At 44.6% G+C, this 23,575-nt stretch carries 25 protein-coding genes; 13 read left to right on the top strand and 12 right to left on the bottom strand.

All coding sequences use genetic code 11. The features are described from left to right. Positions 1–77: 77 nt before the first annotated feature. Entirely contained in the window at positions 78–626 is a 549-nt protein-coding gene (locus tag ACYVE4_RS18795; RefSeq protein WP_461041737.1) for an RNA polymerase sigma factor, read from the bottom strand. Positions 627–1,277: 651 nt separating this feature from the next. Further along, positions 1,278–1,466 carry a hypothetical protein gene (locus tag ACYVE4_RS18790; RefSeq protein ID WP_461041736.1) on the bottom strand — a complete coding sequence of 63 codons (189 nt, stop codon included), beginning with the start codon at positions 1,464–1,466 and terminating at the stop codon, positions 1,278–1,280. Between the two features lie 243 nt (positions 1,467–1,709). On the opposite strand from ACYVE4_RS18790, the gene ACYVE4_RS18785 reads away from it, so the two are divergent. The 11 genes from ACYVE4_RS18785 to ACYVE4_RS18735 all read left to right on the top strand — a co-directional run bounded on the left by ACYVE4_RS18785 (position 1,710) and on the right by ACYVE4_RS18735 (position 11,764). Then, positions 1,710–2,186 (top strand): hypothetical protein, encoded by a 477-nt coding sequence (locus ACYVE4_RS18785; RefSeq protein WP_461041735.1) that lies wholly within the window; start codon positions 1,710–1,712, stop codon positions 2,184–2,186. A 379-nt stretch (positions 2,187–2,565) separates the two neighbouring features. After that, positions 2,566–3,894, top strand: a complete 1,329-nt coding sequence (locus ACYVE4_RS18780) for a phage integrase SAM-like domain-containing protein (RefSeq protein ID WP_461041734.1) — start codon at positions 2,566–2,568, stop codon at positions 3,892–3,894. Between the two features lie 15 nt (positions 3,895–3,909). Continuing rightward, complete coding sequence (locus ACYVE4_RS18775; protein WP_461041733.1) at positions 3,910–4,899, top strand: hypothetical protein; 990 nt, start codon at positions 3,910–3,912, stop codon at positions 4,897–4,899. 93 nt (positions 4,900–4,992) lie between these two features. Further along, positions 4,993–5,361 carry a hypothetical protein gene (locus tag ACYVE4_RS18770; protein ID WP_461041732.1) on the top strand — a complete coding sequence of 123 codons (369 nt, stop codon included), beginning with the start codon at positions 4,993–4,995 and terminating at the stop codon, positions 5,359–5,361. After that, positions 5,358–5,855: a VRR-NUC domain-containing protein gene (locus ACYVE4_RS18765; RefSeq protein WP_461041731.1), complete on the top strand. Its 498-nt coding sequence runs from the start codon at positions 5,358–5,360 to the stop codon at positions 5,853–5,855. The genes ACYVE4_RS18770 and ACYVE4_RS18765 overlap by 4 nt, the downstream gene beginning before the upstream one ends. 128 nt (positions 5,856–5,983) lie before the next feature. Beyond that, positions 5,984–7,588 carry a YfjI family protein gene (locus ACYVE4_RS18760; RefSeq protein ID WP_461041730.1) on the top strand — a complete coding sequence of 535 codons (1,605 nt, stop codon included), beginning with the start codon at positions 5,984–5,986 and terminating at the stop codon, positions 7,586–7,588. A gap of 87 nt (positions 7,589–7,675) precedes the next feature. After that, positions 7,676–8,911 (top strand): BT4734/BF3469 family protein, encoded by a 1,236-nt coding sequence (locus ACYVE4_RS18755; protein WP_461041729.1) that lies wholly within the window; start codon positions 7,676–7,678, stop codon positions 8,909–8,911. A gap of 28 nt (positions 8,912–8,939) precedes the next feature. After that, on the top strand, positions 8,940–9,173 hold the full coding sequence (locus ACYVE4_RS18750; protein ID WP_461041728.1) for a hypothetical protein: 234 nt from the start codon (positions 8,940–8,942) through the stop codon (positions 9,171–9,173). Positions 9,174–9,184: 11 nt separating this feature from the next. Further along, complete coding sequence (locus ACYVE4_RS18745; protein WP_461041727.1) at positions 9,185–9,499, top strand: hypothetical protein; 315 nt, start codon at positions 9,185–9,187, stop codon at positions 9,497–9,499. A gap of 974 nt (positions 9,500–10,473) precedes the next feature. Next, complete coding sequence (locus ACYVE4_RS18740) at positions 10,474–10,908, top strand: hypothetical protein (RefSeq protein ID WP_461041726.1); 435 nt, start codon at positions 10,474–10,476, stop codon at positions 10,906–10,908. A 205-nt stretch (positions 10,909–11,113) separates the two neighbouring features. Beyond that, on the top strand, positions 11,114–11,764 hold the full coding sequence (locus ACYVE4_RS18735) for a porin family protein (protein ID WP_461041725.1): 651 nt from the start codon (positions 11,114–11,116) through the stop codon (positions 11,762–11,764). 263 nt (positions 11,765–12,027) lie between these two features. On the opposite strand, the gene ACYVE4_RS18730 is transcribed toward ACYVE4_RS18735, so the two are convergent. From ACYVE4_RS18730 to ACYVE4_RS18720, 3 genes are all read right to left on the bottom strand, one after another. Next, positions 12,028–12,363 (bottom strand): HNH endonuclease, encoded by a 336-nt coding sequence (locus ACYVE4_RS18730; protein ID WP_461041724.1) that lies wholly within the window; start codon positions 12,361–12,363, stop codon positions 12,028–12,030. Positions 12,364–12,447: 84 nt separating this feature from the next. Beyond that, a complete protein-coding gene (locus ACYVE4_RS18725; protein WP_461041723.1) occupies positions 12,448–13,038 on the bottom strand; it encodes a hypothetical protein in 591 nt (196 codons plus the stop codon). Further along, the gene (locus ACYVE4_RS18720; RefSeq protein WP_461041722.1) at positions 13,035–15,902 is read right to left on the bottom strand and encodes a hypothetical protein; all 2,868 of its coding nucleotides are present in this window, start codon (positions 15,900–15,902) and stop codon (positions 13,035–13,037) included. The genes ACYVE4_RS18725 and ACYVE4_RS18720 overlap by 4 nt, the downstream gene beginning before the upstream one ends. Before the next feature lie 116 nt (positions 15,903–16,018). Here ACYVE4_RS18720 and ACYVE4_RS18715 point away from each other — a divergent pair, with 116 nt between their 5' ends. Then, the gene (locus ACYVE4_RS18715; protein ID WP_461041721.1) at positions 16,019–16,552 is read left to right on the top strand and encodes a hypothetical protein; all 534 of its coding nucleotides are present in this window, start codon (positions 16,019–16,021) and stop codon (positions 16,550–16,552) included. 188 nt (positions 16,553–16,740) lie between these two features. On the opposite strand, the gene ACYVE4_RS18710 is transcribed toward ACYVE4_RS18715, so the two are convergent. The 7 genes from ACYVE4_RS18710 to ACYVE4_RS18680 form a co-directional block, all read right to left on the bottom strand. Beyond that, positions 16,741–17,289 (bottom strand): hypothetical protein, encoded by a 549-nt coding sequence (locus ACYVE4_RS18710; protein ID WP_461041719.1) that lies wholly within the window; start codon positions 17,287–17,289, stop codon positions 16,741–16,743. Between the two features lie 480 nt (positions 17,290–17,769). After that, on the bottom strand, positions 17,770–18,327 hold the full coding sequence (locus ACYVE4_RS18705; protein WP_461041718.1) for a WG repeat-containing protein: 558 nt from the start codon (positions 18,325–18,327) through the stop codon (positions 17,770–17,772). Positions 18,328–19,102: 775 nt separating this feature from the next. Next, positions 19,103–19,522, bottom strand: coding sequence for a hypothetical protein (locus ACYVE4_RS18700; RefSeq protein WP_461041717.1), 420 nt, complete (start codon positions 19,520–19,522; stop codon positions 19,103–19,105). Positions 19,523–19,551: 29 nt separating this feature from the next. Further along, positions 19,552–20,073, bottom strand: coding sequence for a hypothetical protein (locus ACYVE4_RS18695; RefSeq protein ID WP_461041716.1), 522 nt, complete (start codon positions 20,071–20,073; stop codon positions 19,552–19,554). Between the two features lie 28 nt (positions 20,074–20,101). After that, positions 20,102–20,482, bottom strand: a complete 381-nt coding sequence (locus tag ACYVE4_RS18690; RefSeq protein WP_461041715.1) for a hypothetical protein — start codon at positions 20,480–20,482, stop codon at positions 20,102–20,104. Between the two features lie 532 nt (positions 20,483–21,014). After that, a complete protein-coding gene (locus ACYVE4_RS18685; protein ID WP_461041714.1) occupies positions 21,015–22,010 on the bottom strand; it encodes a hypothetical protein in 996 nt (331 codons plus the stop codon). Positions 22,011–22,535: 525 nt separating this feature from the next. After that, a complete protein-coding gene (locus ACYVE4_RS18680) occupies positions 22,536–23,156 on the bottom strand; it encodes a hypothetical protein (protein ID WP_461041713.1) in 621 nt (206 codons plus the stop codon). Between the two features lie 200 nt (positions 23,157–23,356). Between ACYVE4_RS18680 and ACYVE4_RS18675 the strand changes: the two genes are divergently transcribed. Further along, positions 23,357–23,533 (top strand): helix-turn-helix domain-containing protein, encoded by a 177-nt coding sequence (locus ACYVE4_RS18675; protein WP_293685403.1) that lies wholly within the window; start codon positions 23,357–23,359, stop codon positions 23,531–23,533. The last annotated feature ends 42 nt before the right edge of the window (positions 23,534–23,575 follow it).

The following is a 23,575-nucleotide window of genomic DNA, read 5'->3' as shown; positions in this document are numbered from 1 at the left end:
TACTATCGAAAGGCGGATTGGTAAAACACGGGGGATCAGCCATAACGCACCAGTGGCAAAAGCGGATCGCTGCCCGTTTAAGTCAGGTGATATTGGCAGATATCCTGAGCGAATATCTCTTTTAGCTTCCGAATACCTGTCCGGAAACGCGTTTTGACCGTACCCAGTGGTAAGTTGAATCGGCGGGCAATTTCCTCTTTCGTATAGCCCTGATACGTCAGTTCAAGAACTTGATTATACTCGGGGGACAAAATGGTGAACACAGATTGATGAGGCATAGCATCAGGTGCTGAATAAGCAGATGCATCCGTTCGATCATGCATAAACGTTTCTAGCGGGACGTATTCTTTACGGGCCCTTAGTGCGTCTGTCGCTACGTTCCTTGTCACCGTCAACAGCCACGTAAACAGTCGAGCCTGCCCCGCATCATAACGATGGATATTGACCCAAATTTTAATAAACGCTTCTTGAAGTATGTCTTCCGCTTGCACCTGATCTTTTACCATTCGCAGGATCACCCCATATAAGGCTGGAGAATAGGCATCATACAACGTGGTGAAAGCCGAAGAGCGGCCAGCCTGAAGATCACACACTAATTGTGCTTCGTTAAATAGGGTGGATTTCATAAAGGCAAATGAGAAAGGTTAAATCTGATCAGCTGGTCACCATCTCCGTTATAAAATCATGCCAGAATGTATAAAGTGGCTCTAGACGTTGTAATAAGGCAATGGGGCCAATGACTGATACAAGATGTGGGGTACTCTTGCCTCAATAGTGTAGATTTAAACGTGATATAGAGGGTTAATTTTGTCAGACTGTAAAAGATAATTACGCAAGTATGTCGTTTCGTACTTTACTTCTCAAAGGACGAAACAGTAACAGCCTGATCGGTTATTGAACAGATTGACTAAGCCCGTCTATACGCTCATGAGCAATGGTCAATAGAGATATAATGAGTTGGTCGCTATGGCCACTTTTCGCCTATTCGTTTAGGTTTGGCGCATTTCCAATGAATAAGTATCTTTATAGAGTGCGATCCTCAGCTTCAGATGAGGATTGAATAAGCAGTTATACGTCGTGATGAAATATCAAAAAGACCTGATCCGGCAATCCACTTCCAACTACGGAGATCGAATTCAATACTATCTATGGCAAGCCGAGCAAATTAAACGAAGACAGCATCAACTACGCCAGATAAAAACCAATCTCTTGCACCGCATGGAGGTCTTGGAGACCAAGCTAAAAGCCCTCCAGCATGCATCCAAAAGACGCTAACGCTATCTGGCTAATAAAGCATTCAGCCGATCAATCAACCGAGCCTGCTTGTCGATCAGGGCGTCTAACCGATGGGACAGACGTTCATTGCTGGTTTGGAGCGTGGTGATTTTAGCGCTCAATACCCGGCAATTTTGCGTAAACCGCAAGCGAGCTTGGGTATTTTTAAGGAGCATGGTTGGCTGATCCATACGACCGGCTGGTTTGGAAGTGACTTGACCGGCAGCATTAACGAGAGGAGACGGAGAAGAAACTCAGTGTGAACTGATTAGCTCAAAGGTGATCATATTCATCGGGTATTCAAAATAGACGGGTTATTTTCCCAAGTCAGCCAACCGTATCACTGCACTCATTCATCGTTCCCTGGCCCTTTTGCTTACTACTGAGAACCTTCCTAATAATTTGAGGTTACATTCGCGTATAACTGCCCCGTAATGACGCTAACCATTCGTACCCTCACTCCCCAACAGCACAGCCGAGAGTTCCACTGTGAGTTCGATGACTTGGAGAAAGCCTATAATTTTTTGCTGAGTGTCAAACAAGGTGGGGATCTGTTTTTAACCGCTGAATTCATCGATTGGCGAGGTAATTATGGGCTACCCGTCGAGGAGTTGAATCAAGGCGGCTGGCTGAATCCCTTTCACCAACTGAAACAGCAATGGGAACACTGTTTGGCTGCCCCCGTTAGTCATCCTCCAATCGGTCAGGGATCGGTAGCGGCCCTGAAAGAGCGGTTAGTGCAGTCGCAACTGGATTACCGGGCTAATCTGGAAGACACACTCATTCAGATGCTCGTGTTACGGGAAAGTGCCCAATGTTGCTTGAGCGAAGGAGCTCGAAAGAGCAAGTTGATGGCGCAGTATGGGCTAACGATTGATCGCATCGAGCGCTCATTGGCTCGTTGCTTGTAGTGTTTAAGTGCTTTTCAAGGCACAGCCCCCCTATAATTTTGTACTCACGTTAAGATACAAATTAATGTAGGACAATGCGTGCAAAGTAAAGGCATGTTTCAACCAGATATTTTTTACCAATGAAAAAAGCCGATTAACCTTTCGGCTAACCGGCTCATTCTCATGTGTGTATGGGTCGAGCGGGAAATGGGTCTCGAACCCACGGCCTGCAGCTTGGGAAGCTCAAAATGTTAATTTTTGTTGCTTTTTATTAGTCCTGCTTTTTCCTGATAATGAGACGATTAATATAGCTATATATTTTGGTTGTATTGTATTAGTTTTCGTTATTTGTTATGTTTGTTGTACCTACTGTTGTACCTGAACGGCTAGGTACAACAGGATGGCAAGAACAACAGGTCACAAAGAGGGCAAAGCGACTGTAACCATTATTTACCGCACAGCCAAAACGCTGGCTGACGGTTCTCATCCGTTCTGGGTGCGCATTACCAAAGATCGGAAAAGTAAGTTTGTGGCAACAGGCCTTAGTTTGCATCCCCAGTACTGGAACGCTGAAAAGGGCAAGATACGCAGCAGTTATCCCACCGAACGGCGGAAGTTTCTGGAAGCCGCTTTTCGGACGTGGCAGGAGCGCTACGAAGACGCGGCCGAGAATTACGCGTCGGGCGATCAGCCGCACAATGCTGCCGATATTGCCGATAAGGTCAGTGACGAGCGACGGACCACCCGGCAGTTCAAACTGCTGGCCTACTTCGATGAACTAATTAGCCAGTTTGAAAAAACGGGTAACGTGGGCAACCGCAAGGTGTACCGGGATGTGCAAAACAACCTGAGCCGTTATATCGGGGAAGGTAAAGATGTTTCGTTCGATCATGTTACAGTCAAGTTCTGCAACGGCTGGGAAACGAAAATGCGCTCGGAAGGCCTAACCGAGATTACGCTGTCGGTGAAGTTTCGAACGCTGAGGGCAGTGCTCAACAAAGCCATCGCCAACGGCTATGCGAAGTTCGAGCATTATCCTTTTGCCCGCATCACCGCTGAAACACACAAATACCAGGTGGGTAAGTTTGACACCAAGACCACCAAGCGGGCGATCAGTAAAGCCGATATCCGAAAGATTGAATCCTATGAGCCTGAACCCTACACTGGCCCCTATGCCAGTCTGCGGGATCATTCTGCCCGGTTGCTATTAGCGCGCGATCTGTTTCTATTTTCCTACTACTGCGGAGGGATCAACTTTGTGGATATGGCCGGTTTGCAGTGGCGCAACATTGGCACTGATCTGGACGACAAACCTCGGCTGACCTACACTCGCCAGAAAACAGGGGGGCGGTTCTCAATTCGGCTTATCCCTCAGGCACTGACCATTCTGGAACGCTACCGGGTAGGGGAGAAGCCATACCCTACTGAGTATGTGTTTCCGATTCTTCATTCGGCTTTGCACAAAACGCCCACGCAAAAGCACAACCGGGCTAGTAAGATCATGGGGCAGGTGAATAAAGATTTGAAGTCAATAGGAACCGCTACAGGCATCGAAACGCCGTTGACCACTTATGTGGCCCGTCACAGCTTTGCAACGTCTCTGAAGCGTTCTGGCGTAGCTACAGGCATTATTAGTGAAGCGATGGGGCATAGTGATGAACGAACGACACAGATTTACCTGTCTGGGTTTGATACGGATTTAGTGGATGCTGCTTTTGATAATTTGTAATACTTGAACTAAATAATGAGCAAAGCAACGGAAACAATGCGTAACCTAACAGAGGCAAGTATGGGGCACCTTTCATGGCCACTAATTGAATGGTTATCTAAATCTAAAGAAGTCGTGCCACTGAAACCATCGGTTCCATATTATAAAATGGCTATCGAGCTTTACAATGAGCAATACCCAAATGCTATCGCAACCAAATGGCAGAAACTAAGAGGAGGGTATCGTATTGCCTATGCAGCCTTTGAAGCTGAATTTAACGAAAAAGTTGAAACCCTATTGGCTGACAAAGAAAACAGAATTGCTTATATAAAGAGAAGAGTTGACGAGCTTTACATGGGGGAAATGAAGTTTGACTCACTAACAAAATGGGGCAATTATATTATCTCTGATTCTTTTAAGGAGTTAAAAGCTAAAATTGATATTGAGCTTTGGGATGAGCTAGATATGAGTGGAGCGGCAGCCCATCAAGCGGCTACTTATGGCCTTGCTATTTCAAACATGATGGAGAGAGCATTACAGCTTGACGGTGTTCCGCTGAAAAACGGGCTTGGCAGATTAGAAAAAATAGTGGATGTAGTAACAGAGGAATTTCTGCAAATGGAGGGCAAGCCAATCACCACCCAGGGGGATACTATTTCAAATCACAAACCATTAAATGGTAAGCTATATCAGAACTCATTTAAAGAACTATTTATTAGCCCAGATGAGGTTTTGGAATCAATTAATATTTTACGGGAAATTACACGCCGGAATAAAAAACCGGTTATTGATGATGTAGGAAAATGGATTGGGGGTAGAGGGAGCATGTCTATTCTTATCGCTTGGGTAGAGGTATTGCAAGAAAGGGGTAAGTTTAAAGCCACAATTCCGCCATCCAAGATGGCTGAGTTACTAAATGACCATTTTCCCGGGCTAAAGCTTGATACAACTGATGCCTCTATTTGGAGGAAAATAACTACAATTAGAAATAAATACCACGCTACTTTTTTTCAGTATATCAAGTAGTTAATTATTCCCGCAATTCCCTTTGTTCCCTTTCGGAATACCGGGAATTACTCCTTTATTACTTGCCGCCATGTTCAACAAAAACAAAAGGACATGGAAGCCAAAGTAATAGTCACAACTGAGTTACAACTAAAGGCATTTATTGCAGATGCAGTTAGTGCCGCTTTTAGGTATTACAATCCAAATCCAACGCTCACGCCTGATTCTTCTCCTAATGGAGATTTTGTCTGGCTAAAAACAGTTTTTCCAGGCGTTCCTGAAAATACTCTACGCCAGTGGGATGCGGCTGGAAAAATTCCTGGTTCATCAAGATTTGGTAAGCGCCGGATATACCATAAACAGACCGTTCTTGACTGGGCACGAAATCGGACTAACCGACCGATAGATGCTACACAAATCGGACAGCAAGCTGAAGAACAACTTAATCAGCGGCTTAGTAAAAAAGGAGGTGTTTGCCAATGAACACTTACCCGATAACATATCCGAAAGAACGGCAGGTCAATACCTCTTCGCTTGCTATAAAGAAGCTAATCGAGCTTAAAGCACTTTACCTTCAGGAACGCTACTCTAATTTCCCGGCTCATGCCCGGCCAAAGCCTAAGTATGAAGATCGCACAGCAAACGGATTGACACGTTGTATTCTCGATTTTATTAAGTTCTCCGGCGGCTTTGCTACCCGCATTCAGAGCCAGGGTCAGTACCGGCCAGGCGTCGGCGGTCGAAAAGGCACATATACATACGGAACGACCCGGAAGGGAACAGCTGACGTCCATGCTATTCTAAACGGATTGCACCTCATTATTGAGGTCAAGGTGGGCAAAGATCGGATGAGTGATGCTCAGCGGCAGACGCAGGCAGACATTCAACGGGCGGGTGGCCACTATTTTGTTGCGCGTTCGTTTCAAGACTTCTACGACTGGTTTACTGCTAACTTCTTAACCTCGCACATGGTATGAATCATCCTGATTTTGCCACGCTGCTATACGGGCTATGGCTATGCTATGATGCGGCCCAGAGTACGCTTTTCTACTACAAAAAACGGGCTGATGCCACCACGCACCAACCCGCTTAACTCCTTAATTTCATGACTTCTACCCAGGACAAAGATACGCAATTTGACGTAGATATTGATGAGTTTGATCCCGACCAGTTTACTCAGAAAGACCAGCAGACTAAGGCTGAATCTGATGAGTGGCTCCCTCCTCAGCCAATTACTACTAACCTGCTACCGGTATTGCCACTGCTGCCGGAAATGATTCCTGAACCCCTCCGCCCTTGGTTGACTGACATCGCCTACCGGATGAAGTGTCCACTGGACTTTGTAGTCTCTGCGTCGATGGTCATGTTGTCCTCGCTGATTGGTACCCGTATTACAATCCAACCCAAAACGCGCGATGACTGGACCATTGTACCAAATCTATGGGGTGCCGTTATTGGCGATCCTTCCAGCATGAAAACGCCCTCGACCAGCGAGGTTTTCAAACCCCTAAACCGCCTGGTGTTAGCCGCTCGAGAGAAGTTTGAAGAGGAAATTCAGGCCTACGAAATTGAACTGGTAGAGTATGAAGCTCAGAAGAAAGCCCACGCTGCCCAGGCTCAGGACCGCCACAAAGGCAAGACCATCGAACACCCAGTGAGCTATCCAGAAGCACCCAAAAAGCCGAAGGAACGTCGCTATTTGGCTAATGATCCTACCATCGAAAAACTAGCGGATATTCTCAACGATAATCCGGCAGGTATTTTAGTGAGCCGGGATGAGCTGATTGGTATTCTGGTTGCCTGGCTCAAATCAGGCCATGAACAGGATAGAGCGTTTTATTTAGAAGGCTGGAATGGTACGGGTTCCATTATCATTGACCGCGTAGCCAGAGGAACCACCCATGTCGAAAGGGTTTGCATTTCTCTGTTTGGTGGTATTCAGCCCGCTAAACTGCTGGGTTATCTAAAATCGGCCACTGAATATGACAACGATGGATTGGTACAGCGGCTTCAACTGGCCGTCTATCCGGATAAAGCGCCTTGGTCCTATACCGACGAATATCCGGATAAACATGCCCGTGACAAAGCGTTTGACCTGATTCAGCAACTCGCTGATTCTGACTTTAGCGACATTGCTTACCAGGCGGATAAGTATAACCAATTTCCCTATACCCGGTTTGAACCCACTGCTCAGGAGATATTTAAGACCTGGCTGACTGAGTGGGAAACCGAAGTATTGCCTAACGAAAGTGGGTTGCTACTGGAGCATTTTACCAAGTACCGTTCGCTGGTGCCATCGCTCGCTCTGATCTTTCATGTGATCAATTGTGAGGCCAACCCTGTGCCCGTTTCTGGTAGCCAAAAGCGACTGGTGAGCCTTGACGCAATTCGAATGGCCATCCTGTGGTGTGAGTACCTGCAATCCCATGCCCGACGTATTTATGGGCTGCTAGATACAGTCAATATGGTTGCTGCTAAGGATTTACTACGCCACCTGAAAGCAGGTGATTTAAAAGATGGATTCAAGGCTCGGGAGGTTCGTCAAAAAGGATGGTCGGGTTTGACAACCGCTGAACAGGTGGATTCAGCACTAGCGGAACTGATTAGCCACAACTGGATTAAAGAAGTGATTCCACCACCACCTGCCACTGGCAGACCTGAAGCACCCCACTACCTGATTCATCCCAAACTAAATTTTAAAAATGACTAGTCGTGTACCCTACAAAACCTACACAACCCTGATTTTGGCCTTTTGTAGGTTCTGTAGGGTAGACGACTGCACGTTTTCAAAAAAAATATGGCTACCTACTTACTCGCTAAAGATGTCCTGAATGTGGAAGTTAGCTGCTTTGCCAACTACAACACACCCAGCAATCCCAGGCCCGTTAACCTCTACACCTGGCTGACCAATACCAAGTACCGGGAGAAGGTCGAATTGATTCGCAGCCTTACTGATAAGGCCAAACGGGATGAGGTCAAAGCGACTTTGCCTGCCATAACACCCAGCGGCCTATTCACGTACCGTCAAGCATCGGCACTGGTTCAGCACAGTGGTGTACTCCAGTTCGACATCGATCTGAAGGATAACCCCCACATCCGTAACTATGCTGATTTGAAACGGGTAATCGCTAAACTTCCTTTCGTGGTCTATTGCGGCCTGTCAGTATCGGGCACGGGTTATTGGGGCTTGGTACCTATTGCTGATCCAAAACGACACGGCCAACACTTCGATGCCCTCAAGCGGGTATTTGCCCATTACAAAATCATTCTCGACGATAAGCCCAGAAATGTGGTTAGTCTACGCGGTTACTCCTATGACCCAGATGGCTACTTTGCCCAGAAGGTGAGGCTCTTTGATTTATATGATGAACCAAAACCTAAGCCTATCCGAAAGGTTGACTATAGCCAATTCAATGATCAGGACGACAGCCAGTTACTAACCCGATTGGTTCGTTATGTGGAAGGAGCAGGTGAAGGGCAGCGTCACGCAATGCTTCTAAAAGCGGCCCGGTTAGCTGGTGGCTTTATTGGAGCTGGTCGACTGGATGAACAGACAGCTGTATATGCGCTGGAAACAATAGCCAGCGAATGGCCCATGTTTTCTAAATCCCAAAAGACTATACGGGATGGTATTCGTTATGGTCAAGTTGAGCCAATTTATCCTGAAGAAAGAACAACACCGCTAGAAATAATTTCAAAAACGAGCAGTCCACCTACCTACAAAACCTACAAAACTCCAATTGAAGTAGATTCGCGTATAGAGCAGACCGTTCGTGTTGAGGTGAATACTCCGCAAGTGGTCACTATGCTCGAAGAATGGAGACTTGGTTTAATCCTTCGTCCTACCGAAGATCAACTCGAACGACAAGGATATGACGTCCCGGACCACTATCCGCCCATATTGGACGAAAAAGGCGAAAGAGAGTATTGCTTAGTGCCAAGCCCTAACCGTATCGCCTTCGCTAAAGCTCTTGGAGTCCCTGCCGATCAGCTACAACTATTCAGATTTAAAAGTCTTGCGTCTCACTCTTAGCCACCTACTCTCAACTACCATAATAGTCATGATACACACGCATTCTGATAGCCAATACGATTACTTCCTGGATTACTTTCAGGGCATACCGGTCAAAAGCCTGCGTGACCGTAAGACGGGTGAGATTCACTTTGACCTGAACAGCGTGGCCGAATGCTTAGGCTACGCTTCAGTTGAGTCCATGATGAGCGATGACCGGGTACTCGATGCCATTAATGACCATACCCAGCAAACAGGTAAACCACCCCTTCAACGTTTATAACCTTACTGCTTATGCAAGTAGACCTCAGCCAAGAAGATTCTCAGAGCCCTGAGCGCATTACTGACCCTATTATAAGGCGCTATGCGTACCGGCTCTATCTGCTCACCCAGGAGCTATCCGCAGAGACTGAGCATTATGAACTGAACCGGGACCAGATCAATCAATTTCTTGAATCGCTTAAGACGGTATTCCTTCAGCTTGGTTTTGCTGAGGACCTGGAACGACTGGATGCCATGTTACGAATGAGTTTTCCGGGTGACTACTACAACGAGAACGATAGTGTCATCCCGATGCTTACCGACTATCCGCTTGCTTCTAGTAACTAGGGGAGGGAGGGGTATATAAAATCCCTACGAAGCTACTCGCCACGAATCGCTGTCCTAGTTTCTCACACGTGCTGTCAAAATTGGATAGGGGGTGTCACCTGTTTTCATATGATGGGTAGGGTATATGTTTTTCCTATTGTTACTCCTTCCACGAATCGCATAACCAGTTTCACTTTTGCTCGGGCAATAACTTCTATGGGGTGTCACCTCTTGGTCTAACAACCCCGTTTAGAGCGCATAAGAAGGCTTTCAAGCGGCCCAAGAAGAGCAAGGGAAGTCGAGCGAAGACCACCCGAATAGGTAATGAACGCATAATGAAGGTGCTTCTTAGTTGTATTCCGCCCCCTTTTTTGCCTGTTAGAAGCTCTATTGAGACTAAAAACGAATGCATTAACACTCATTACTAGCTTTATTCTGCACGAATCGCTGGCTGATTTTACGCACACACGGTCAAAATTGAGAATATTTTTTTTTGACACCGTCATATTTAAACTTATAGTTCACTAACTGCCCATTTCAGTTTCTTAGCCAGATAAAAGACCAATTTATATACCCCTATAAAAAAGAAAGAAGCCCGGTACTTGCCGGGCATCTTTCTTTTCAGAGTTTCTTAACGTTGAGTATGTAATCTATAAATACGCTGTCTGTATTCTGCCGACAGCTGGCTAATTCATAGCGTTATTAATACTGTTGCCTAAATCGTGCCAGCATCACACCCACAAAGAAAAAGCATTGATAATGAATAAATTATGCGTAAAAATAAGCTCTTCCTGCTGAGAGGAAATGTGTGGAAAAAGTGGTAGTCTTTCTACAGTTTGTGGCATTAGAGCCCAGATTAGCCTTTCGTTGTATTTTGCTTATTGCTAGTCAGGCAGCCATAAACAAGCCGCTTAATAATCTAGCAATGAGTAACTGCGTCAGAATTAGGATTTAACGGCATATTGCCACCCAAACCAGTAATCTTCAGAAAGCCAATGAAACCCTGCCTATCCTTATCAGTCCTCCTTCTATTTCTGTTTTCATTCAACTCGTATGCCCAGCGAATCATTCTGGTTAGTCAGGAAGGAAAAATTGTAGGTCTGGCTCAGGAGGGTAATCAGGCCATCGAGTATTATTCCTCGGCTTATGGTTCCGATAAACAAGGCAAAATAGCTAAAATGGGTAATGTGGCTATTGACTATTATACAGCTGCGTATGGATCTGACAAGCAAGGCAAGATTGCAAAAATTGGTAATACCCAGATCGATTACTACACAGCGGCATACGGTCCTGATAAGCAAGGCAAAGTTTCCAAGGTAGGAGATACAACGATCGACTACTACCCAGGGGCATTTGGAGCAGATAAGCGAGGTAAAATCCGTGAGATCAAAGCAGGTACGGTCACTGTTCAAATTGCTGTGAGCTTCTAGTACTCAAGTGTTGATAACGTACTATGTAACTAAAACTCAAAAAATGTTCGGTGGGTATTTTTTTGATAATTATGACACGGATTTCTTTTGACAGCCCTAGCGATTCGTGTTTTTCAGGAATCGTTGATTACCATAGCGAGTAAAATTCTGGAATGCCCTATTTTGTATAAATAGATACATTGCACCATTAAACCCAACTGGCCATATGAAAGCAATTTTAGTATGGGGTGTTCTGACCGTAGTGGCAACCCTTCAAGTCGTACAGGCTCAATCCGCTTTTCGTCTGGGCGTAACTGGTGGCGCCAATCAAAGCCTGATCAACTATTCTCAGGTAGCCGATTATCACAAACTCCAACCTATTTGGGGTTATAATGCTGGAATAAGCTTTGAGCACCGCCTGTCCTCCACGCTTAGAGTAGGATATGATTTACTCTACTCACAGCAAGGGGGAACTGAAGTTGCTACAAATCCCAGAGATAATAGGAACTATGAGCTCATCATGAAAATAGATTATCTAAGTTTACCCCTGATGGTACGCTATCAGATTGCTGGAGGGCGGTTCCTGATTGCGGGTGGTCCTCAACTTGGATACCTACTTCAGGAAAGAACTATTGATCCGCAGCTTGGCGAAATAGCAGGCTATCGATGGAATTTAGATTACTTCCATCGGGTAGATTTAGGCTTAACGGGCGGTCTTGGCTATCAAATTGGCAAGCATCTACTTTTTTCTACTCGGTACACTACAAGCCTTAGGCCAATCAATGGCCCATATCCCCAATCGAGCACGTACAGCGAGTATGCAAACAAAATATATAATCGTGTTTGGTCGACCAACCTAACGTATTACTTCAAATGAGTCACCGATATGGGTAAAATATAGTTGATATCCCCCCTATGCTATTTTGGCTAGGATTTCTTTAGATAGGGTTAACAATTCGTGAAAACAAGCTAGACTTCAGTGAATTAATTTGCTCTATTATAGGTGCATAAACTGCTTATAATTAATGTATTAAACTTGATTGCATTACCCCCTAAGCTGAATTTTGACACCGACTTTTTTGGGGTAGGACAGCGATTCGTGGCAAGCCCTCTTCCAGCGATTTTACCCACCCCTCCCTCTTATTGGTTTGGTGCTGGGATGTGTCTCTCTTTGGCTGACTTACGGGCGTGGCACGACTTGCAGAGGCTTCTGGTGTTATCCATATCCAGCGGCTCACCACCTAATCGGATCGGTTTGATATGGTCGACAACTGTCGCTACGGTTAGGCGCTTCTTTTCTTTGCACTCTTCACAAAGCGGATCTTTCTCCAGTTTGAGTTTTCGAAGGTGTCGCCACGGAGCATTGCGATAGAACTGGTTTGGAACTCCACCCTGTTCTTCATTGGTCCAGCGTGACTTCTTCTTTGGTACTGCCTTCATCCATGGGCGGACGACGGTTCGGTTTATAAATGGCATGAGTGTATGGGTTAGTTAATGGAGAAAATAAAAATCTGGATGCTCCTAGGGATCGATCGAGGACAATTGATCCGTACCAAATCACTAATTACTACCACTGCCCCCTAAAAAAGAGATAGTAATGGCGGCATTCCCATATTTTGCTTCAAGGGCCTGGTTATTAACGGTTGGTTCAGGCTTCTCCCACTCCCGCCGAACTGTCCAGGCATCCTGATTGATTTTCTCCAGGTAGTCAAGATTGGCCTTTGCCGGAACTCTGGGCATCGTGCCTATTGTGTCTGTATCGAAAATGATAAACGGAGTAAACAGCTTACCGTCAATCTCCCTTTGAGTCGCATCGATTAAGGTGATATGATCCGGTACTGGATAGGGCATAAACAGGGTATCGGCAAGTGATGAGTGCTGAGACTTCCGGATAAGAACACTTTCTTCCTTATGGTAGGCGTAGGCATTGATGAGGAAACACCAGCCTTCGGCCTGAGAACCAATATACACCTCAGCCTCTCGATTCATGCCAATGAGCGTAACTCCGCCGTTGGCTTTAGTGGGGCCAATTATTAATCCTCCTTTGCTTCCGTCGACGATTAAATCATGCAGTCGTAGGTAGTTGAAAAAATCGGCCGTAAGGTAGGTGTTGCCGTTGTCTTTGGTGTAGGTATGCTCTTTGGGTATCATAGGGTTGAGTTGGAGTAGTTTGTCTGGCCAAATACATAGACTAGATCGTTACCTCTTGCAACGAGTTCGCCGGAGTGGACAACCTGTTGCACCTGAGGCCGAAACTGCATATCTCGATAACTAGGCGTATTAACCTTTGGTGTTGTTGTTAATTTACTGAGATTTCCGATAATTCCTTCCGTAATCAGGTCAATCCCCATCCCGACCGGAAACACGGCCTCACCACCACCACGCAAAGCTTTCGCGCTCTCGCCCACGCGAATAAAACTTTCGCCCTTGAACAAGCCTCCCCCTTCAAACGAACCACCAAAGCCTTTTACTAAACCGCCCCCAACAATCAGCAATCCACCGGCAATTTTTTGCCCTATCCCCGGCGCCAGTGTAATACCAAATGTTAAAGGAGCTGAAGCAAGTAGTATCGAGCTAGACAGAAGCAGAGCCGTGCCTAGTTGAACCAAGTAGTCGCCGAGTATGCTTAAAATAGACTTTAGTGCCACTTTAAGTGGATTCTCCCCTTTGGCTAACCCTTCACCAATACCAGATAATACCGAGGCTCCGGCATTCACTAGTGTGTCGTGGGCCTGCTGCATAGTAGCTGCCATTTCTTCGGCACTCTGTTTTACAAGCTGCCCCCCGGCTTTCATTTCTTCAATACGAGCCTGTGCCTTAGTAATCCACTTCCCTTGATCTGATGCAGTAAGCCCGGGATTGGTCAAAGCGTTAGCCGCACTGGTGGCTCCTTCAGCATCGGCCATTAATTGCTTTAACTTTTTGAGCTGGTCCAGTACTTCTGGTGGCACTTTTAACCCGCTTAGGCTCATTTGTGTAATCAGTGCATTGATTTCCGCAATCTTATTGCGATAGTATTCAATACTAGGCTTCGCTTGGTCAATCTGCGAAAGTACCTGTTCCAGTCCTGTTTTGGTAAATAGCTCTGGTGTTGCGGCTTTGAGTTTAAAAATATTAGCAACGATATCCGCCACCCGCTTGTCTGTATCGGGGTTAATTAGCTGCTTAAGCCCTCCAATATCTACCCTGTCTTTGCCCGACGTCAGAAAGTTTAGCCGCTCGATCTGATCATTGATTGAGGCTAAGGCCTGTTGTTTTTCGGCTAGTTGAGGTGAGTTTTCGCCAAGTTCTTCAATTTGCTTTTTTAACTGGTCAGCGTAACGCTTGAATATTGCCAGGTTGCCCGGATCAAGCATTGCGCCTGAATTACCTTTGGTGATTATAGGTGGCTTAATAGGGACTACAGGAGGGGTTTTGCCCTGGGCGATCAGGCTTTGATCACTAAGTCGCTTGATCTCGGCTTCACCTAATTTCACATCGATCTGATGCAGCCTTATTTTCTCCCGAATCTGGGCAATCTGAGCTTGGTATCCATCTACCGTTGTTTTCGTTAAATCAGCCTGACGGGTAGAGTTTTCCTTGGTTAGTTGATTTAGCTCTGTCTGGGCTGCCTTCTGCCGCTTACCGGCTTCTTCCAGAACAGTAGCAACCGCGGATAGGGGATTAGGACCATAAACGCCCATGCCTAAGTTTACTTTAGGCTGGGCAGCTGCTAGCTTACGGGCTAAATCAATCCGCTGGGCACTACTTAACTTCTCCAGGTCAGTTAGTGATTTTCCTGATGCTCTTGAGAGTTGTTGTAAGGCATTGCTTTGATCCTGGATCGCCTTGGTAACATCTTCCGTAGACCGCTTGATCGCCTGCTGGCCTAATGCAATACGGATCTTTTTCTCATACTGTTCATTGGCTGCGGCTAGCCGTGTGGTCAGTAGTTCCGTGTTGATCGATTCAGCATTAAGCTGGCCAAGAAATTCAGGGTATTTCTGATTTAGCTGCGTGACGAGGTTGAGCCGTACCGCTTCGTTATCGTTGGCTAGGGCGATAGCGCCTACCAGTCCGTTTAATTCGGTCTGCTGGCTGCGTAGGTCCTCAACAGGGGATTTCGCTATTAAGTCAGTAACGACACCCAGAAATCGAGAGCTTAGGTCTATTGCCTCTTTGAAAGCGCCACTTACACCACCATCACCCAGAGCAACCAGTAGCCGGTCGAACATATCCCCCAGGTTGCTTAGTTTCCCCTCCAGGGTTTGACTGACAGCGGCCATGCTCCCCGCTACGCCGTTCATTTGCCCAAACTTCAAAATAGCATCCGTGATTTCGCTACTCGTGTTTTTGACCGTCTGGGTTACGCCCTTAAATGACAAGCTCACCTGATCACCCGATTTGGACGCTGTTACGCCAAATTCCTTGAGCCGTTCAAATTCCCCTGTCTGGGCATCGAGTACAGCTTCCGTTAGCTGATCGAATCCTTTGCCCTGTGAAGCGGCTAGGTCGCCAAAGTTGGTGAGTTGCTGACGGGTTGGGATAAGCCCCCGGTTAACGAACTTGATAAATGAACCGGTTAACTCATCGAGACTGTTTGGAGTATCAGCGGCAAAGCTAGTTAACAGGCCCAGGTTGTCATTTGCCCCTGCCTGGCTTTGCAGTCCAGTTTTAAGAGTGGCAAAATACTTCTCAAACTGACCTGACGTAGTAGTAATTGCCTGACCAAAGGAAAGTACTTTATCGGCTGCAAATAATCCCCCAAACGTGCTGGTTAGTGAGCCCAAGCCTAACGCTGATTTGTTAAGCACACCGAACTTGCCGATCAGCGCGTCTATATCTTTATTCGGCGTTTTTAGTCCCGATGTGATATTGCCAATGTTAGCCGTTGCGTTTTTGGTAAGGTCGCTAATGCTTTTAAAATCGGACGTAAATTGCTTATGAAATCCCTGGGTTGTTTGTCTGGCGACATTAAAGCCATTGACAAAATCAGTAACCGTAACCCCTAGACGAATATTGACAGATCCCGCCATATTTTTGCTTATTTTTCTAACGTATAATAATAAGAAAAAATGAGATAACTATCAAATAGTTAGATAGTTATATTGTAAGATATTTAAATGAATCTATATACGTTTTTTATTTACCTATGACCACAAAACAAGACTCAGACGAAGTATTCGAATTAGCTGGTAATGATCTATCAATTTGGCTTGAACTGGCCCGGTGGTTAAAAGCATCGGCGCAAGTGGCCCATAATGAACTAGAAAGAGTGATGCGATTGGATCTGTCCGCTTCGGATCGCAGCAATACACTGATGAGGCCTTTGCAAACGTTTATGCTGCTCACCAGCTTCTGCTTCGAGAATCTGATTAAAGCCATCCTGGCCGGTAGAAATCCAGGTATGATGATTGTCAACGGAAAGTTGAATAAGTCGCTATGGCCGAATGCGCCTACTGGGCATGAACTGACTAAACTTATACCACCGGATATTTCACTTAGTGCTGCAGAATGGGATCTGTTCAGTCGCTTGCAAGTATATGCCGTTTGGGGTGGACGCTATCCCATTACGATGAACTCCGACAAATTTCATCAGGATCGAAAGTGGCTAACCTATAGGAGTAGCGATCCAAAAGTGATTGACGAGTTGTTCTTCCGACTATCTCAGTATGTAGTGTATTAAAATCCTATACGTAGCGCTCATAGTTGTGATTTAAGGCATTATATCGATCAAATTATGCTGTTACATGGCATTGGGAAGATGGTGGCAATGCGGAGCTAATTTTGACTTACTAAATCGCTTAGCGGCATTAGTAAACATCGTAATTTGAACTGAATTAAGAACAAGCTCCGTATTTTCATGACTTGTGATCAATACTTTTCCACTTTCGTAACTCCTCCATAGTGTTTTTTCATATCAAGAAGTGCTTTCTTCATTCGCTCCCCAAGATTATCTTCTACATCTAATCTTAGGCCAAAATTGTAATCACTTTCGTTACGGTATTTTGTATCAAAAGTGCAGTTTTTACAATCTGAACTTCTTTTTGTTAATCCCTCGGACTTAACTAATACACCTGTTCCATCTGAAATTAATTCTACTGTCGTTCCTTTTCTTATATAATCTCCAGATTTTACAATTATTTTGCCTATTCGATTCAAATATATCGTCTTAGTAAAACTACCTTCCAAGTAGGCACCTTTTTCGGAGAAAGATATATCATATTTAATTGTAAGCGTTTTTTCATTATCATTGAACCATGCCTCTTCGAATGTTTCTGTGAAAGGGCTTGTGTATGGGGCCTGAAAATTTACTTTTAACTTTCTAATAATCCATTCTTGCGTTTCGTCCAAAGTAGGTGTTTGCTGTGCAACAGCAAAAGTTATTGAAAACATGCAGAATAAGAACATAATCTTCTTCATAAACCTATAAATTTAGTTGTGTGTAGTTAGGAATTTTATCCATATACGTTGAATTGTCGGAGTAATACTTTTGCCCTACTTTCGGGAAATCAGCCGTTGATTGAAACAAATGTCAGTGCTTTCTATGCAGTTAGTTGTCCATCCATTGCAGGGGAAAATTCGCTTAATTCATCGTTGGTTATGGTAACACTACTGGGTAGACTTGTTTGTGCGTACAATTGGACAGATAACAGAAAGGCAAACGGGAAGTAGATTTTAATGCGCTTATTGAATTTTATACCATTACTGACTAAATGGAAAACATTAAATGTCCTAATGAGCGCAATATTCTATCACCTAGACGCGGACTTTGCAATCGAATATAATGCCTAGTCGGGGCTTCCAAAATGTAACTCGTAACCCGAAAATGAAAGCCTTAATCTGTCTTACTGAGGCATTTAAATTGTCCTGAGACAATGACTTTAAGGAATAAGTCACACATTAAGAATAACTTCGCCATTGAAAAATCTTGTAGCTTTCAACAGCAGGAGCGTTTGTAGGGCGCCCATCAAAGGTTATCCACCGCCAACGGTTGCGTATCTTTACTTCAACGGTTTCTCCGTATAGACTTCCCATATCATCATATTGACAGGGTAGTACAAGTTGATTTTGCCTGTCAATGAGCCCCCATTTCCCATTGCGACAGACTGGTGTTACCACTACATCGTAGCCAAAATGGGTATCATCATCTATAATGACAATATCCTCAAACTGACAAGAAATAACCTCTTGTCCAAACATGTTGACAAAGCCCCAAAGCTTGTCGCGCTGAACTAAATATCTGAACCAATAGGGATATTGAATGTCGTAACTACACTCCGAGGCAAATTTGCCATCAGGAGTAATGAATCGCCAAAAATCCCCGATTCTGACAGCTGCTACGTGCCCAAAATAAAATTCATGGGCATAATCAAACGTACACGGAATAACGATAGATTTATCCTCACTCTGATAACCCCATTTCTTATTGGAGTAGATAGTCGTGAGTGCCAGTTTCATTTGGTAGTTGCAATTTTTGCTTTTTTTAGCGTATAGGCCTCTGCGCGCTTTGACAAGGAAGATCCGCTGGTTTTATTGGTCCCCTAAACGCCGTACCGACTCAACCGGCCAAGGATCATTAGTTCAACCCAAACCCCAACCTAATACTCACTAAAGCGCACTTGGCCATCTGAACTCTATCCACATCGCCAAATCGTATAATGAACGCAGGGTTATCCGGTTACATAGATTCCGTGACCGCTATAGTATTCGATATAGGGATTGGGGGATATGATTTCACTGGACTTGAACACCGCTGTAGGGGCATGATAATACTTTAACTTTCGAGGCTGTACCCCCTCTTACAATTCAACAATTTGGTAACCGTAATTTTGTTTCCAGTCGTTGATTTGCTTATTGCGAGCCAGTTCGGCTTTACTTCTTGTATCAAAATACTCCGGTACAACAGAAGGATTTAGAACTTCGTAACTAGAGAGCTGACCCATAAAGTCACGTTTGAGCCGTCTTTTGATATCATCACAGTCAGAAGAGTAGACGCAGTCGAAAGGTACTATATCCGTAATGAATAACACTTTTGCACTCGTAGTTTTACTATTCGCCCATGTTCCTCTGTAGAGTGACCAATGTATACAATATCTCGTCAATACTCCTTGCTTTACTGGGGGAGTCGAGCGTTCATTGAACGAAGTAAGGGACGAGGTTAATAGTCCTAAAAGCAGGTAAGCACATAGGGTTTTCATAGAGTAGGAACGGGTTGAAAGTGATTCATGTAACCTTAAATGCTGACAGTGTGCAACTGTGATTTACGTTGGGTTTTCTCATCAGCCATCTTTTTTCGTCGGAAATCAGCGGCTTCCTCTTCTGAGGAAAAACCTTCAGCAAAAATGACATCGGCTACTTTCGTCCAGTTTGTATAATCAATTTTGACTTGATTTAGGAAGCGACGTTTGAACTTGTCCTTGTTTTCAACGTCGCCGTTATTACTGTAACTGGGAATGTTACTTGCAATTGAAGCGTATTCCACATCACTGATAAATAAGTTATACGCTTCTTTTCCAGTTGAGGAGATAGAATTCCCTGCCGGATCACAGAAACATGAACTATACACCACGTAGTAACGGGGTTTAGTTTGGGCATAAGTATTCGCTAAAGTTAGAAAGAGACAAGCGCTAATAAGTAAGATGTGGCTTTTCATATTCTTGGGATAATTTGTTCAGTAAAAAGTCAATATTTATCTTCACTAGTATAAAAGCGTTTAAGATCATTTAATGCATTTCTTAATCTTTGCTCTAAATTTGCCTCAAGAGTCATATTTTTGTTTATTCCTATTTCAAAAAAGCTCCTAGACTGCTCAACTGGCCTTTTTGTCTCCCTACCGTCACGTGTTTCAATTTTTGTTATTGAACAATTATTAGTTTTTGTATCTATGTGTATAAATTCTGGTTCAATAATTATTTGGTTAAAATCTCTCAAGTCTATTTTTTTAATTATAGTTAGAGTATAAACTTCAAAGTATTTATACATTTCTTTTAATATTAGTGTGCCTTCGTTGATACGTATATCATAATTAATAAACTGAGCATTAGAAAGACTATAGGGAGTCGTATATTGGTGTTCAAACTTATAATATTTAATAAGTTTACTTAATACAAACTTTTCCGCGTCTTCACGAGTAGGTTGGCTTTGGGCAGTACCATGCGAATAGCAGATTAATGTTATAAATAGCACAAAAAGAGAAATTTTCATTCTATTTGTTTTTAGGCAACTAATTAAATTAATTGCGAATTTTTACGAGCAATAATTGTTTTCCTGCTTTGTCTACAACGTTTTGCCACCTTTGTTTTGACTCTTGCCACGATCTTTCAGCAGCCTCTTCTGAAGAAAAGTATTTAAAAATTGGCTCTGCTTTAGCTATATCTGCAGAGTAATAGTATCTGGTCGATTCAACAAATAATCTCCTTGCCTCTTCTGAACTATAATTATTTGTGCAAAATGGAAAAGACATATAATAGATTGATTCCTCCAGAGTTGGGTCATAGGAGATACAAATCAGATAAAAACAGCCGTATTGGGTTGTTTTGGAACAGTTAGAGCTGTTGCTGCTAAAAGAAAAGCAGATAATAGAGCATAGTACGATTAGTAAGCTTTTTTTCATAGTTCGTTTAAGTTTTTTTGTTACGGTATTTAGCTCGCAAGTTACCGTACCAGTAACTAACTCTGCAATACTGATCGATAAGTATTTTTACCCATTTTATTCTAAAAGTCCTCCAGATAGAACCTTGCTTATAATGCGAAAGACCAGCCTATTAGTCGGCTCTCAATCGTTATTCAAGTCTGAAGTCAATTCGTTTTGACTCGTTGGGTTGAGAGTGGGATAGTCGGTAATATAGGCAATCGAATAATCACAAATTTCCTCACCGTATGAGATTGATGGGGTAATGTCCCATCAACTTTATTGCTACTAATCTTCCATCTCCAACTAGTCGGGCAGGATGCCCTTTGGATTTATGAGCGAAGAATGCGGTAGAAGCAAATCGTAATCGACTGGACACCCAGAGGCAGGCTGAAAGTAAAAGCAGATCGGGACGGGTGAGTGATTGTTGTTAATAGTGAGAATGTGAAGAAAGTAGCCGATGCGCAAAAAGCATAGGAGTGAAGGATGCCTTTACCTGACAATCACCGTCAACTCACTTACTGTTGTAAACAAACTCATAGATGCCGTCAAGCTCCTCATTTCGGTAAGCTGTCATGCGGGATGGATACCCATCCGTTCGATACTCATACGTGTAGCGCCATACAACTCGACCGCCTTGGGCATTAAGTAAGGATTGGGTGAGGGCGTTGTTGGTATTCGTAACCACACTGATGCCATGCAGCTCCCCAAAGTCTACCAGTTGAGGATCACCAGTGGTCCGGAACGGATTAGGCTTATCATCATAGGTGAATTGCAGGGTTTGCCAATGATTGCCTAACGAACCCGTCCGACTAAATAGGATGTTTCCCCGTTGGTCAGGTCGGTACAAGGTATATTGGCTTAGTTTATCGTTCGCATCGATTACCTCCTCCCAGACCAGCAGACCCGACGGGCTAAAGCCTAACCGGGAGCGGGTCAAGCCGAGTTCGAACTTGTAAACGGCAAATTCGGTGAGTGTAGTCTTCTCAATCTGCGATAAGGAGTCAATTAAGTGATTAAACGAAACCGTGGCGCTAGGCAGTAGCTCACTGCGTTTGGGATAGCCCTCGACTACTGGCGCTTCTTTATTGAGTTGAGCCGTAATCGTGGCAATGCCGTTTTGGCCGTACGAATAAGAAAACTGCCTAAAAATCTGTAGGCCATTGGTGTAATAATCCGTTCGTTGGGTTAAGCGCCCCTGAGGATCATATTGATAACTGCGGACGGTCTTCCCCTTATAAAGGAGAGCGGCTAAGCGTAGGTTGGTTGTCGGCTGATTGGTTAATCCAAACGGGAATTGAGCGTCTGTCGTTGCCTTGCCCAACTGGGGGCGATAGAATGTAATTGAATCCGGTACAAGAGGGTCGGATAAAGTAGTCGCTGCTGTTGATGTAGTGGAAGCTACGGGCGAAGTAGGTGGTATAACCAGTTGCAGTTGATCATCCTGTTTCGGATGACAGCCTACTAGTACTGTAAAGCAAAAACCGAACAGCCAGGCATAGCGTTTCATACTCATAACGTTGAGGGGTTGCTTTCTACTCAACAAGCTAAATCGACCATAAGCGATATTCTACTATAAATAGGCTGTCTGCAAAGTGGAGTAGTATCTACCGGCTCCGTATAGAAATAAGTTCGATCCTTGCTGGCGTGCCTTTACACCGGCCTGTATCGGCTTGATATCGAATCCAAACAGGGGTATTAGGCTTATCGTAACGGGCCGGAACCGAGTTGGTATAGTAAAATTCTGAACCGACCTGTATGCGATAACCTGCACAACATGTACAAAAAACGGTTGGCCCCGGTAGACTAAGATCGATAATGGTTGCCGCCTGCTCAGGCTGCTGTACCGAATGGCAGCCCGTTAAGAGGCAAATGGAAATGACCAAGAACAGAGCCCGAATCATGGTAACTATCTTTTCGTATAAAAGACCCCTTATTCGCCTGAGCCGTTGGGTTTGCAATGAGCGAATTTAGCTGGTTGCTCCCAAAGGCTAAAGTCTGCTTTTCGAGCGGTTGTGGATGGGCAGAAAACGATTCACTGCTCTGCTCCTTTTTTGTGCTGGCGAAACGTAGTGGTGGCTTCTTCATAGATGCGTACACCGGGTATCTGCCGAACGCCACTGGCAATGTCGGCTTTGATCGCTGTTTCATCAATGACCCAGTAGCCATTAGGGACCTGATTCGGATCAACAATCTCAAATGTCCATTTCATTTGAACACCTTTGGGTAAAGCCAGCCTGGCTATCTCAGGCGTTAACCACTCCGGATAGCTTTCCGCAGAGGCCTGATGATCAGCTTCTGCCTGCTGGTGCTCGCGGATGCGCAGCATTTCGCGGTTGTAGTGCTCAACGGCATCTTTCAAAGGCTGCATGGCCTCGATAATGGGAGTCGTCAGTTCCTTTTCTAAAGCAATCCAGTCGTGTTTCTGCTGATCGAGTTGGCGGGTAATCTTGAGCCGCTCTGAATTGACCAGTTTGATGAGCTGGTTGCCCTGGGCAACATGATTACTTAAAGTTTCCTGCTGTTCAGCGGTACCGCAGATGGCAGGCTGTCTACGTAGAAAGGCTACGTAGTCGTTAATGGTCGATTGGAGGGCCTCTCGCCCGGTTGATTCGTTAAGGGCAAGGCTCTGGGTTGGGTTGGTTAGGGTAGTCATATCCCTAAAAGCGAAAAAAGGATACAAATGTTGGCTAACTCATATTAAATGCCGGTTATGCTGGGTTATCGGTTAATTGACTGCATAGAATGTTGCCCCTGTTTTAGGTGTGCCTATCTTGGGATTTACCAGCTAAAGAATATCTTTACGCAGCTTATTCATTCTGCGAAGTGCCAGACCAAACACAACATACAGGACAAATGATAAAAGAAGCACGAATCAAAGCTGGCTTAACTCAAAAGGAGTTGGGCGAAAGAATTGGAGTTTCCGTTTCTGCTATTACAAAGCTGGAAAATCGAAAATCAGCACCAGCGGTTAGCACTTTAGAACGAGTGGCGAAAGCTATAGGTAAGAAGCTTGAAATAAATTTTGTGTAATATTTTTTGCCAATTAGTGGGATTATTTAGTCCCATTTATCT

It is taken from the genome of Spirosoma harenae (genome assembly GCF_054776975.1).
The sequence above is the reverse complement of the archived record's forward strand: the minus strand, read 5'-3'. Positions and strand labels throughout refer to the sequence as shown.